Raw genomic sequence first — 12,524 nt, forward strand, 5'->3', positions numbered from 1 at the left:
TTAACGAAAGCTTAACTTTATATTTAGGTCTTTGTTTTATTTGGGCTTATTTCGTTAGCTACGTTGGTGCAATACTCGTTGATGAGCGCTTTCCATCGGCTGATAATTTCTTGATCGGTCAAACTGACATGCAACGTTTTCCATGGTTGAAGGCAAGTTTCTTTCGATTCAGATTGAGAAAGACGTTCAAACAATGTCTCGGAAGGTAAAACGCGCAGCAGTGCCACCAGTGATTCCATGTAGTTGAGACGGAACTGTTCGAGTTTGTTTTGTTTATAAGCGATGTGAGACACAAACGTATAAATCAGCGCGTTTTGAATACGTGAGTCGCCATCTGGAGTGGTCAGCAGAACTTTTGCTCGGTCTAGGTTACCTAGTTTGAAATGCAATACGCCCAACCAGAGGCTTAGCTCATCTGGCAAAACATCGAACGACGACTGCACTTGCGTCAAATACGCTTCCAGCTTTTGAGGTTCTTGCTCGTACAAAGCGAGATGCCTTGCGGTTGTGATCGCTGCAAACTCATCAGCTTGTTGGAGAGGTTGGTTAGAAAAGACATTCTCAAACAGCATTTTTTGGTGAACGTCTGACAGCTGCCATGTGCTTGCCGAAGGTGCAGGCAAGTTGAAGTATTGCGCGACATCTGAGTGAATTTGGAAGATATCCGATTGTAGGTCGGATAAGTGCAGTGTGTATTCGTTGCGAAACGCCAGTTTCCCTGTCGCAGGATAAATAAGGTTCATCTGAGCTTTCAAGGTGCCTTGCTCTGCGCCGTCTTTTAACTCTATGTTGAGTTCGTAATCACTGGTCTGCATGTTTCGCGCGCCAGGGAAATACGGCGTATGACCGATAGGATCAAGAAAGTAACTGGGAGCGTCTTGGTTGGCGATGTCGGTGTATGGATATTCGACCTGTTGTTGCAGCAAGATGGCTTTGACCAGTATGCGATACTTTCTTGCTTGGGAGCCAATCGCATCGACACGGTTGAGCAGCAGTTCGACTTTGGGGATAAGTAACTGATGACGTGTTTGTTGCGTTGAAATCTCTTGGCGTTGCCATAACAAGCTTGCGAGCGTCACGCTACAAACCGTAAGTACGGCACATAAGCTATAAGCAAAAATCAGCTTGATGTTCTTACGGTTCGTAACTTGAGCTGTGATAACGCGTCGATGGTTTTTCGCTGGTGGCACTAAACGGATATTCGCTGGGTTTAGAAAGTAACCTTTGCGAGGATAAGTGACCAAGAGCTTAGTCGCATCGTACTCGGGGAGATGCTGTTGTAGCAGCGCACGTAAGGTGCTAATGCGGTTAGTGAGTACATTCTTAGAGATGAATTTGCTCTGCCAAATAGTTTCGATAATGGTATCGGCAGAAAGCGGATGTCCCACGCTGGTTAGCAGCAGCTCTAATAACTCAATGGTACGAGGTTCGAGATCAATCGCGACAGTGTCTTGATGAAGAGTTTGTGTCTTCGGATTATAGACCAACTCGCCAATCGTAATACAACTGTGAGTTTGTTTGGCTTGTTGCAAAAAATCGCGCATACCGCACCGCGTTATTTGGAAATGGCGAAATATTATATAGCGATTGGAGCGCGAAATCTTATAAATTGCGCTCCAATTATCATCAAAAGTTTATGAGCCGTAGGTCACGGAGTAGCGATGAGGCTTGTGGTTCATCGCTAACACGACATTCAGTGCAAACGCGCCCAAAATCGAAAGACCAATTACTTCTGGAGTGACAAAGAAGAATGACGCAAACAGGATGCACGCATCGATTGCCATTTGGCTTTTGCCAACTGAAATGCCAAATTTGTCCTGAATAAATAAACACAGCACGTTAAAGCCACCTAAGCTGGAGCGATGTCGGAACAAGATCAGCATACCGAGTCCCATTAAAAGCCCACCTGCGACGGCACAATAAACTTCATTTACCGATTCGAGCGAGATTAGCAAATAAAGATGATCGGCAAAGATAGAAACCAAAGCGCCAGAAATGGCACTATTAATGGCGAAATGACGGCCGAAGCGTTTCCATGCTAGCAAGTAAAAGGGACTGTTTGCTAAAAAGTACAGCACACCAAACGTAAAAGGTGTAAATTGGCTAATAAGCAGAGCCAATCCTGTCGTCCCCCCTGTTAGGAGGTTTGCGGATTGGAGAAAGAAAACGCCTTGAGCTACCAAAAAGGTACCCGTGAAAATCGCTATCCAGTCTTCTTTTAATGAGTGTTTTTCCATCAATGTTGCAGTCATTAGTGATAAATAAGGCGTGCATAGTAGTAAAAAGATGATCTTTTCGGTAGCTAGAGGGTAAAATTTACGGTAAACCTATGTAATTGCTGTTTTACAGGGTGTAAAGCACAAAATTGACAGGCAATAGATCGTCGTTATGCAATTGCAATGCGGGCGTGATACAGATTGCTTGCCATCATGAAAAAACTGCATGAGAAAAATTGTAAATTTCTCTTTATGACCCAGATCAAATTATGTAGAATGCGCGCCATTAGGGTGACGAAAACGTTTGCGTAGGGTCATTCAACAGTTTTTTTGCAACTTTCAGTACTAATCTGAGTCAGGAGATACAGATGCTTAAGCGTGATATGAACATCGCAGATTACGATGCGGAACTGTTCGCAGCTATCCAGGAAGAAACTCTTCGCCAGGAAGAACACATTGAACTTATCGCTTCTGAAAACTACACAAGCCCACGTGTAATGGAAGCGCAAGGTTCTCAGCTAACGAACAAATACGCTGAAGGCTACCCAGGCAAGCGTTACTACGGCGGTTGTGAGTACGTAGATAAAGCGGAACAACTTGCTATCGACCGTGCATGCAAACTGTTCGGTTGTGAATACGCGAACGTACAGCCTCACTCAGGTTCTCAAGCAAACAGCGCAGTTTACATGGCGCTTCTTAACCCAGGCGATACAGTTCTAGGCATGAGCCTAGCGCACGGTGGTCACCTGACTCACGGTTCTCCAGTTAACTTCTCTGGTAAGCACTACAACGTTATCCCTTACGGTATCGATGAAGCGGGTCAAATTAACTACGACGAGATGGAACAGCTAGCGCTTGAGCACAAGCCTAAGATGATCATCGGTGGTTTCTCTGCTTACTCGCAAATCGTTGATTGGAAGCGCATGCGTGAAATCGCTGACAAAGTAGATGCTTACCTTTTCGTTGATATGGCGCACGTAGCGGGTCTTATCGCAGCAGGAGAATACCCAACACCTGTTCCACACGCTCACGTGGTAACAACAACGACGCACAAAACACTAGCAGGTCCTCGCGGTGGTCTTATCTTGTCAAATGCTGGCGAAGATATGTACAAGAAATTGAACTCAGCAGTGTTCCCTGGTGGTCAAGGTGGCCCTCTAATGCACGTTATCGCTGGTAAAGCAGTAGCGTTCAAAGAAGCGATGGAGCCAGAGTTCAAAGCTTACCAAGCTCGCGTAGTGAAAAACGCAAAAGCAATGGTTGGTCAATTCCAAGAGCGTGGCTACAAAATCGTATCTAACGGCACAGAAAACCACTTGTTCCTTGTGGACCTGATCGACAAAGACATCACTGGTAAAGACGCAGACGCGGCACTAGGTGCAGCAAACATCACAGTGAATAAAAACTCAGTACCAAATGACCCACGCAGCCCATTCGTAACGTCTGGTATTCGTGTAGGTACGCCAGCGATCACTCGTCGTGCCTTCACTGAAGAAGACGCAAAAGAGCTAGCAAACTGGATGTGTGACGTTCTAGATAACATCGGCAACGAAGAAGTTATCGAAGCGACTAAACAGAAAGTGCTCGAAATTTGTAAGCGTCTACCGGTTTACGCCTAACTATTCTTCATAGAATGAGTCAATTTCGGTGTCGAACATACTCACTTGCTCGCGCAAACTCCGTGTCTTCTCCTAGAACTAGACTCATCTATTTTGAACATTGATATACTAAAGGTCCTCAATTGAGGGCCTTTTTGTTTGTCTGGCGTTTGGAATGAGATATAGCGAAGAGTGTGTGATAAGGAGATGGCTACCAACACTTGTCCCTTTCAATATATCCAAACCGCGTCATTCCGACGAGCCTAGGCGAGATCAGGAATCTTGTTGAGGCACACTCTTTTACTCAGCGTTTCCCAAAAAATCATCAGTACGTTGGAAACTGATTCTGAATCACGCTCGTTCCTCGCTGTTCAGAATGACGGAGGTAGAATGGCTTTTTATCACTATTTGACTGATACAAAAAAGGTTGGCACTGAGCCAACCTTTCTTTTCAAAACAAGCGAGAGCTTATTTAATCTCGATGCCTTGAGCCTGCATATCGGCATGGTAAGAAGAGCGAACAAATGGACCACACGCTGCGTGCGTGAAGCCAAGCTCTAGTGCAACTTCTTTTAGCTCGTCAAACTCTGATGGCGGAACGTAACGCTCTACTGGCAAGTGGTGACGGCTTGGCGCTAAGTACTGACCTAGAGTCAGCATCGTTACGCCGTGTGCGCGTAGATCTTTCAGTACTTCGATGATTTCTTCTTTGGTTTCACCAAGACCCATCATCAAACCAGATTTGGTCGGTACATCTGGATGCTGCTCTTTGAACTTCTTAAGAAGCTCCAGCGACCACTTGTAGTTTGCACCTGGGCGAGCTTTACGGTAAAGACGTGGCGCTGTTTCTAGGTTGTGGTTGAAGACATCTGGCGGGTTATCTTTCATTAGATCAAGCGCTACGTCCATACGACCACGGAAGTCAGGAACCAGAGTTTCAATCTTAATATGCGGGTTTAATGCACGGATCTCGCGGTTACAGTCGGCAAAGTGCTGTGCACCACCATCACGCAGATCGTCACGGTCAACAGAAGTGATTACTACGTATTTCAGCTTCATATCGGCGATGGTTTTCGCCAGTTTTTGAGGCTCTTCTGCTTCCGGTGGTAATGGGCGGCCATGAGCAACGTCACAGAAAGGACAACGACGAGTACAAATAGCACCTAAGATCATGAAGGTAGCTGTACCGTGGTTAAAACATTCCGCTAGGTTAGGGCAAGATGCTTCTTCACATACGGAGTGAAGTTTATTCTTGCGCATCGCCGCCTTGATGTCTTGAATTCGTTGGCTGTCGGCTGGTAGCTTGATCTTCATCCAATCAGGCTTACGTAGCACTTCTTTCTGCTCTGTAGGCATGTTCTTTACGGGAATCAATGCCATTTTATCGGCGTCACGATATTTAACGCCTTTTTCCATCTGGATTGGTTTGCTCATGCTTTATTACCTTGAGAAGGTGCTTCTGTGCTGAATTCTACTTGCTCATAGTCGAGCAAAGTAACGAGTTCTTCTATTAATTGTTTTTCTACGGCTTCTACATTGTCTGGGCCGCCAAATTGGCTGACCTGAACCATTTCCATACCTTCATAACCACAAGGGTTAATACGCAGAAACGGTGTTAAATCCATATTTACGTTCAAGGCTAAGCCATGAAACGAGCATCCTTTACGAATGCGTAAACCGAGAGAGCATATTTTTTTACCGTCAACGTAAACGCCTGGTGCGTCAGGTCGCGCGGCCGAATCGATATTGTATGCTTTTAGCGTGTTGATCACGAGGTTCTCGATAGTGGTAACGAGATCTCGTACACCTAATTTTTTGCGGCGTAAGTTGATCAAGAAATAGGCGACCAACTGACCAGGGCCATGATACGTAACCTGGCCTCCGCGATCACTTTGTACAACAGGAATGTCACCAGTGTTAATAAGGTGCTCAGCTTTACCTGCCTGACCTTGCGTAAATACTGGGTTATGTTCTACCAACCAGACTTCATCAGGGGTTTCTTCTGTGCGCTGGTCGGTGAACTCATGCATCGCCTTCCATACAGGCTCATAGTCTTGGCGGCCAAGTCGTTTTACAACAAGTTGGTGTTGCATGGGAATTCCTGTTGCTAATATATAAAGTTTTTGGATTATAAACCGGATAACCCTGATGCTCTACCGCTGAGTAACAGATTTTTAACTGAAAGCGATGTAAAGTTTTGTTATCTGGTTGATAAATAAAAAGAAAGCAGCCGAAGCTGCTTTCAAAAAAAATTTAATCTATCAAAAAATTATAGAACCATGCGCACGATGTCAATTTCACCTAACTCTTTGTATAGCGTCTCAACTTGCTCGATAGACGTTGCAGTGATGTTGATTGATACAGAGTGGTAGTTGCCCTTAGCACTTGGTTTAACGGTCGGGCTGTAGTCACCTGGAGCATGGCGCTGAATAACTTCAAGAACAAGCTCTGGAAGTTCAGGCTTTGCATGACCCATTACCTTGTAAGTAAATGAACAAGGGAACTCAAGCAGGTCTTTTAATTTTGCATCAGAGTTGATGGTTAGCATATCGATAACTCCAGTAGATATTCGTTGCGGTGCGAAATAGTACAGTCAAATTAGGGGGAACTCAAGACGAGGATCTCAAACTTAAAAAGCCGCCCTTTCAGGCGGCTTTGCGAATAAGTTTGCTACTCTAACGTTCTTCTTAGAAGAAGCTCTTGAATAACAATACGATGTAATCCCACATGCGGCTAAATAGACTACCTTGCTCTACGGTTTCTAGTGCCATTAGTGGGTATTCGGCAATATCTTCACCATCGATCTGATAGTATAGCTTACCAACTACATCACCTTTATTAATTGGGGCTTCTAGCTCTTTTTCAAGGACGAAGCTGGCTTTTAGGTTTTTCGCTTCACCACGTGGTAGTGTTACGTAAGTGTCTTGGTCAAGGCCCAACGCTACAGTGTCTTTGTTGCCCATCCACACTTTTTCTTCAACGAACGTTTCACCTGCTTTGTGCGGTGCTACTGTTTCGAAGAAACGGAAGCCGTAGCTTAGTAGCTTTTTGCTTTCTGACTTACGAGCATTGGCATCTTTCGTGCCCATAACGACCGCAACCAAACGCATTTGGCCTTCAGTTGCTGAACTTACTAGGCTGTAACCCGCATTGCTTGTGTGACCCGTTTTGATGCCATCAACGTTCATGCTCTTATCCCAAAGTAGACCGTTACGGTTGTATTGGGTGATGCCGTTGTAAGTAAATTTCTTCTCTGAGTACACGCGGTACTCATTTGGTACGTCACGGATCAGGGCTTTACCTAGCAATGCCATGTCGTATGGTGTCGAGTACAGCTCGGCGTTATCTAGACCATGAACGTTGGCAAAGTGCGAGTTCGTCATACCTAGTGTGTTGGCCCAAGCGTTCATTAGGTCAACAAACGCATCTTCTGAGCCTGCAATGTGTTCAGCCATTGCTACACAGGCATCGTTACCAGACTGGACGATGATACCGCGGTTTAGGTCACGTACTTTTACAGTTGTGCCCACTTCAATGAACATTTTTGATGATTCAGGGAAGTTTTTCGCCCATGCATTTTTACTGATGGTGACATCATCATCTTCTGAGATATTACCACGCGCTAGTTCTTGGCCGATTACGTAGCTGGTCATCATCTTAGTCAGACTGGCTGGAGACAACTTTGTGTTCATCTCTTTCTCTGCCAGTACTTTACCTGAATGGTAATCCATCAGAACGTAGCCCTTCGCAGCGATTTGAGGGGCATCTGGAACAACGATAGGTGATGCAAGAGCAGATTGAGCGAAAGTTGCAGAAAGGGCAACCGAAGAAACGAGAATAGATTTCACAAACTTATTTTTATTCATGGTAATTCAAATTTTTGGGTTAACTGCGGACATCTTATCAGAATCCCCAGCTATGTAAGAGGGGATCGAGGAGAAATTCATGACACTAGGTCATTTGGCAGTGTTGTGTTTTTTAATAAATGCAGACGAATAGCCGAGCAACTTTACTTTATCTAGAGTGGCTTGCGTCAGGGAATAGTCAGTAAATGGCCCTAACAACAAGCGATAAGACTCTTTCGCATTTTCTAGGAAAGTTTCTGTATCCAATTTTTGACCAAGCTCGGTGCCTAAAGTTCGCGCGCGCTCTTCATTTTTTGATGATGCCACCTGAATAACGTACTTAGGGTGCGCTTCTAATGACTTTTTGTCCGTGGGCTGATTGATACTGATCACTTCAATTTCCACGTTCGCGGTGCCTGTTTTTATGACATCTAACTTATGTGCGGCGGCATAGCTTAAATCGATAATACGGCCATCGTGAAAAGGACCTCGGTCATTAACTCGTACTACGGTGGTTTTGCCGTTGTCAGTATTGGTAACTTTTACGTAACTTGGTAACGGTAGCGTTTTATGCGCAGCCGTCATTGAGTACATGTCATAGATTTCGCCATTAGAAGTCAAATGACCTTGGAACTTCTTCCCATACCAAGATGCGCGGCCTTTTTCTTTAAAGCCTTTGGCATCGCGAACTATCTTGTAGTCTTTTCCGCGCAAGTGGTAATCTTTGTTCCCACCTAGGCTGTACGGTTCATATTTAGGGTGCGCATCCTCGATGTGTTCGACTGAAAGCGGTGTATCAGGTGCAACATCGGATTCGAGTTCGTAACGGCCTTCTTGTTCTTTTTGGCTAGTTGATGAACAGCCTGCCAAAATAAGAGCAGAGAAAACCAAGGAATATAAAGCGCGTTTTTGCATGTCTAGGTCGCCTTAGAGAATGCTTTTCGGTGCGTATGAATTGACATCAGAATACCAAAGCCAGCCATCAAGGTTACCATTGATGTGCCGCCATAACTAATGAGTGGCAACGGTACACCTACTACAGGTAGGATGCCACTTACCATGCCAATATTTACAAAAATATACACGAAGAAGCTGAGTACAATACTGCCTGCCATCATTCGTCCAAATGCAGTTTGCGCTTGGCTGGCGAGGTATAAACCTCGTCCAATAATAAATAGATAGATGGCTAAAAGGCAAAGGAAGCCAATCATACCCCATTCTTCAGCAATTACTGCAAAGATAAAGTCAGTGTGTCGTTCAGGAAGAAATTCCAGTTGTGATTGAGTGCCTTGCAACCAACCTTTGCCTGAAATACCACCAGAGCCAATCGCGATTTTACTCTGAATAATGTGGTAGCCCGCACCAAGCGGGTCAGACTCTGGGTTAAACAGAGTACGTACGCGAACTTTTTGGTATTCGCGCATCAAGAAGAACCACAAAATCGGAATGAAACCACCCAGTGCAATCGCAGCACCAGCGATGATTTTCCAACTAATGCCCGCGAGGAAGATAACAAAAATACCGGAAGCTGCGATTAGGATAGAGGTCCCTAAGTCAGGCTGTTTTGCAATGAGGATGGTTGGCAAGCAGACCATAATCAGTGCAACGATGAGTGTTTTTAGCGTTGGCGGAAGGGGTTGTCGACCTACATAGCGTGCCACCATTAATGGCACCGCGAGCTTCAATAACTCGGAAGGTTGAAAGCGCACAAAACCGAGGTTAAGCCAACGCTGTGCGCCTTTAGATGCTTCACCGAAAAACAGCACGCCAAAGAGCAGTATGACGCCGCCGACGAACATCAAAGGTGCCAAGCTCTCGTAGGTTCGTGGAGAAAGCTGCGCAAGAACGATCATCACAACGAGTGAAAGCACCATTCGCATAGCTTGGCGATCCATCATTAGTAAACTTTGGCCACTAGCGCTGTACATGATCACCAGGCCAAACCCCATCAGGGCCAGTATGCCAAGTAGGAGTGGTAAGTCGATATGGAAGCGTTCAAACAGGGCGCGATTTTTACCTGTAGAGGGATCCATCTTCATTACTGTTTTACCTCTTTCTTCGCATTGTTATCAGGCTCAATTTCTTCTGGGCCAAGTACGACTCTATCAAAGATCTTTCTCACTACTGGGGCTCCGTTGCTAGAACCACCGCCGGCGTTTTCTAGCACTACAGTGACGACCACTTTAGGATCATCAAATGGTGCAAAGCCAGTAAATAACGCATGGTCACGTAAGTGCTCGGCGATCTCATCGGCGTTGTACTCTTCGTTTTCACCCAGACCGAAGACCTGTGCAGTACCTGATTTACCCGCTGTTTGATAACTCATTTTGTAGAATGAGCGGCGAGCTGTTCCGCGCGTGCCATGGTTTACCCGACGCATGCCTTCTTTCGCCATATCCCAGTACTTTTTCGGTACATTCTTGATTGGCGGGTAAGTCACGTATTCTGTTGTTTGTTGTTCTTCGAAGTCGTTGCCGTTCTCTATCGTCGCTTTGAGCAAGTGAGGTGCGATAACTTCTCCCTCATTTACTAATACGGAGGTCGCTTTGGCGATTTGCATTGGTGTTGCTGTCCAATAACCTTGGCCGATACCCACAGGGATCGTATCGCCTTTGTACCACGGGGTTTTATGGCGAGACATTTTCCAGTCACGAGTCGGCATATTCGCCTTACTTTCTTCGTAGATATCGATGCCAGTGTAATCACCAAAACCGAACATCATCATCCAATTTGAAATACGGTCAATGCCCATGTCATAAGCGATTTGATAGTAGAAGGTATCAACAGACTCTTCGATCGACTTAATGATATCGACGCGTCCGTGTCCCCAACGCAACCAGTCACGGAATGGGCGTGTGTTGGAATTTGGTATGCGCCAATAACCTGGATCATTTCGCGTAGTGTTCGGTGTGACGACACCTTCTTGTAGCGCGGCTACCGCCATAAATGGTTTGATGGTAGACGCGGGTGGATAAATGCCAAGTGTAGTACGGTTGACCAAAGGACGGTTTTTATCGTTCAAAAGGGCGCGGTAGTCTTTACCCGAGATTCCGTGCACGAACGAGTTAGGGTCGTAGCTAGGGCTTGAAACCATAGCCAGTACGCCGTTGTCTCTAGGATCGATCACTACAGCACTGCCTCGGCGGCCATCCAATAATTGGTGTACGTACAGCTGCAAGTTGATATCAAGGTTTAAAACGATGTCTTTTCCGGGTACAGGTGGAACGTACTTTAACGTACGAATTACTCGGCCGCGGCTGTTTACCTCGACTTCTTGATATCCGGCCGTACCGTGTAAGAGGTCTTCGTAGTATTTTTCGATACCCAGCTTACCAATGTCGCGAGTGGCTTGATAGTTTGCGTCTTTTTCTTCACGGATCAGGCGCTGCATGTCGCGATCATTGATTCGAGAAACGTAACCAATCACGTGGGTTAAGACTTCGCTGAAAGGGTAATAGCGCTTTAAGGTCGCACTTATTTCTACACCAGGAAAGCGGTACTGATTGACGGAGAATACCGCTACTTGTTTTTCGTTCAGTTGGGTAAGCAGTGGGACCGACTTAAATCGACGAGTCCGTTTACGCTCTTGGTGGAAACGTTCAATCTGATCTGGGGTAATTTCCAGAATGGTTTGTAGTTCTTGGATGGTTGCATCAATGTCTTTAATTTTTTCTGGAGTCAGTTCTAAGTTAAAGACGGGACGGTTCTCTGCCAGTAAAACACCATTTCGGTCATAAATCAGACCTCGGTTAGGCGCGATAGGAACCACTTTGATACGGTTATCGTTCGAGCGGGTTTGATAATCTTGAAACTGGTTCACCTGAATGTTGTACATATTGGCGACCAGAGCTCCCATCAAGAGAACAATGCCGATAAAAGCGACAATAGCGCGGCTGGCAAACAGACGCGCTTCGGCTTGATAATCTCGGATTTGACTGCGGCGCTTACGAATCATTAACGCTTGGCTCTAAAGTTAAACAACGATTATTCGCGGTGGTAAGGATGGTTCGCGGTGATGCTCCACGCTCGGTACAAGCTTTCTGCCATTACGATACGCACTAAAGGGTGGGGTAGCGTTAAGGCAGACAATGACCAGCTTTGGTCTGCTGCAGCTTTGCATGCAGGAGCGAGTCCTTCAGGACCGCCGATTAAGATTGATACATCACGGCCATCTAATTTCCAAGCTTCTAACTGCTCAGCGAGTTGAGGAGTGTCCCATTTTTTACCTGGGATATCTAACGTGACGATACGGTTGCCTTTTGGTACCGCAGCGAGCATCGCTTCACCTTCTTTTTGCAGGATGCGAGCGATATCGGCATTTTTTCCACGTTTGCCAGCAGAGATTTCAATCAACTCCAATGGCATATCATGTGGGAAACGGCGACGATATTCTTGAAAGCCTTCCTCAACCCATTTTGGCATTTTTGTGCCAACAGCAATTAGTTGAATTTTCAAAAGATTAACCCCAGAGTTTTTCTAGCTGGTAGAGTTCGCGGTGCTCTTCTTGCATCACGTGAAGCATGGCGTCGCCCATATCTAGGACTACCCATTCACCTTCGTTTTCACCTTCCATTCCTAGTGGCTCAAGACCGGCTTTTTTCACTTCTGTTGCAACGTGGTCAGCGATGGATGAAACGTGGCGTTTGGATGTGCCAGTACAGATGATCATGTAATCTGTAACGCTTGATTTATCTTCCACGTTTAGGACGATAATGTCTTCCGCTTTCATGTCGTCGGCTTTATCAGCTAAAAAGTCTTTCAGTTCTTCGCGAAGCACTCGGTTTTCCTCGGTTTGTCTCTTATCTCTACAGTGTTTTACATTCTTGCTTGCAAAACAGGTCGCGCACTATATCACGCTTTGATTT

Annotated in this window: 12 protein-coding genes; 1 reads left to right on the top strand and 11 read right to left on the bottom strand. The window is 45.7% G+C overall.

What is annotated here, in order from left to right; translation table 11 throughout:
- Positions 1-23: 23 nt before the first annotated feature.
- Together R2S67_RS14950 and R2S67_RS14955 are read right to left on the bottom strand one after the other, a co-directional pair.
- The gene (locus R2S67_RS14950) at positions 24-1,544 is read right to left on the bottom strand and encodes a transcriptional regulator (RefSeq protein WP_256965266.1); all 1,521 of its coding nucleotides are present in this window, start codon (positions 1,542-1,544) and stop codon (positions 24-26) included.
- A 90-nt stretch (positions 1,545-1,634) separates the two neighbouring features.
- Positions 1,635-2,237 (bottom strand): YitT family protein, encoded by a 603-nt coding sequence (locus R2S67_RS14955; RefSeq protein ID WP_029803292.1) that lies wholly within the window; start codon positions 2,235-2,237, stop codon positions 1,635-1,637.
- Between the two features lie 347 nt (positions 2,238-2,584).
- Here R2S67_RS14955 and glyA point away from each other — a divergent pair, with 347 nt between their 5' ends.
- A complete protein-coding gene (gene glyA / locus R2S67_RS14960) occupies positions 2,585-3,835 on the top strand; it encodes a serine hydroxymethyltransferase (protein ID WP_317345412.1) in 1,251 nt (416 codons plus the stop codon).
- Positions 3,836-4,282: 447 nt separating this feature from the next.
- Here glyA and lipA read toward each other — a convergent pair whose 3' ends face one another.
- The 9 genes from lipA to rsfS all read right to left on the bottom strand — a co-directional run bounded on the left by lipA (position 4,283) and on the right by rsfS (position 12,436).
- The gene (lipA, locus tag R2S67_RS14965; protein WP_005391329.1) at positions 4,283-5,248 is read right to left on the bottom strand and encodes a lipoyl synthase; all 966 of its coding nucleotides are present in this window, start codon (positions 5,246-5,248) and stop codon (positions 4,283-4,285) included.
- On the bottom strand, positions 5,245-5,907 hold the full coding sequence (gene lipB / locus R2S67_RS14970) for a lipoyl(octanoyl) transferase LipB (protein ID WP_005391320.1): 663 nt from the start codon (positions 5,905-5,907) through the stop codon (positions 5,245-5,247). Before lipB ends, lipA begins: the two co-directional genes overlap by 4 nt.
- Positions 5,908-6,083: 176 nt before the next feature.
- Positions 6,084-6,362, bottom strand: a complete 279-nt coding sequence (gene ybeD / locus R2S67_RS14975; RefSeq protein ID WP_005384135.1) for a DUF493 family protein YbeD — start codon at positions 6,360-6,362, stop codon at positions 6,084-6,086.
- Positions 6,363-6,501: 139 nt separating this feature from the next.
- Positions 6,502-7,680 carry a serine hydrolase gene (locus R2S67_RS14980; protein ID WP_012842069.1) on the bottom strand — a complete coding sequence of 393 codons (1,179 nt, stop codon included), beginning with the start codon at positions 7,678-7,680 and terminating at the stop codon, positions 6,502-6,504.
- Positions 7,681-7,770: 90 nt separating this feature from the next.
- Positions 7,771-8,574, bottom strand: coding sequence for a septal ring lytic transglycosylase RlpA family protein (locus R2S67_RS14985; RefSeq protein WP_046874297.1), 804 nt, complete (start codon positions 8,572-8,574; stop codon positions 7,771-7,773).
- Between the two features lie 2 nt (positions 8,575-8,576).
- Complete coding sequence (gene rodA, locus R2S67_RS14990; protein WP_005391317.1) at positions 8,577-9,698, bottom strand: rod shape-determining protein RodA; 1,122 nt, start codon at positions 9,696-9,698, stop codon at positions 8,577-8,579.
- On the bottom strand, positions 9,698-11,614 hold the full coding sequence (mrdA, locus tag R2S67_RS14995) for a penicillin-binding protein 2 (RefSeq protein ID WP_012842067.1): 1,917 nt from the start codon (positions 11,612-11,614) through the stop codon (positions 9,698-9,700). The genes rodA and mrdA overlap by 1 nt, the downstream gene beginning before the upstream one ends.
- Positions 11,615-11,643: 29 nt before the next feature.
- Positions 11,644-12,114 (bottom strand): 23S rRNA (pseudouridine(1915)-N(3))-methyltransferase RlmH, encoded by a 471-nt coding sequence (gene rlmH / locus R2S67_RS15000; protein ID WP_017821762.1) that lies wholly within the window; start codon positions 12,112-12,114, stop codon positions 11,644-11,646.
- 4 nt (positions 12,115-12,118) lie between these two features.
- On the bottom strand, positions 12,119-12,436 hold the full coding sequence (gene rsfS / locus R2S67_RS15005; protein ID WP_005373015.1) for a ribosome silencing factor: 318 nt from the start codon (positions 12,434-12,436) through the stop codon (positions 12,119-12,121).
- Positions 12,437-12,524: the final 88 nt, after the last annotated feature.

The organism is Vibrio sp. T13N, from assembly GCF_032970445.1.
In the GTDB taxonomy this organism is placed as follows: domain Bacteria; phylum Pseudomonadota; class Gammaproteobacteria; order Enterobacterales; family Vibrionaceae; genus Vibrio; species Vibrio diabolicus.

Excerpts from the sequence above, each read along its gene's own strand:
- R2S67_RS14980 (WP_012842069.1), bottom strand. The coding sequence starts at position 7,680 with ATGAATAAAAATAAGTTTGTGAAATCTATTCTCGTTTCTTCGGTTGCC.
- rodA (WP_005391317.1), bottom strand. The coding sequence starts at position 9,698 with ATGAAGATGGATCCCTCTACAGGTAAAAATCGCGCCCTGTTTGAACGC.
- mrdA (WP_012842067.1), bottom strand. The coding sequence starts at position 11,614 with ATGATTCGTAAGCGCCGCAGTCAAATCCGAGATTATCAAGCCGAAGCG.
- R2S67_RS14985 (WP_046874297.1), bottom strand. The coding sequence starts at position 8,574 with ATGCAAAAACGCGCTTTATATTCCTTGGTTTTCTCTGCTCTTATTTTG.
- glyA (WP_317345412.1), top strand. The coding sequence starts at position 2,585 with ATGCTTAAGCGTGATATGAACATCGCAGATTACGATGCGGAACTGTTC.
- lipA (WP_005391329.1), bottom strand. The coding sequence starts at position 5,248 with ATGAGCAAACCAATCCAGATGGAAAAAGGCGTTAAATATCGTGACGCC.
- R2S67_RS14955 (WP_029803292.1), bottom strand. The coding sequence starts at position 2,237 with ATGGAAAAACACTCATTAAAAGAAGACTGGATAGCGATTTTCACGGGT.
- R2S67_RS14950 (WP_256965266.1), bottom strand. The coding sequence starts at position 1,544 with ATGCGCGATTTTTTGCAACAAGCCAAACAAACTCACAGTTGTATTACG.
- ybeD (WP_005384135.1), bottom strand. The coding sequence starts at position 6,362 with ATGCTAACCATCAACTCTGATGCAAAATTAAAAGACCTGCTTGAGTTC.
- lipB (WP_005391320.1), bottom strand. The coding sequence starts at position 5,907 with ATGCAACACCAACTTGTTGTAAAACGACTTGGCCGCCAAGACTATGAG.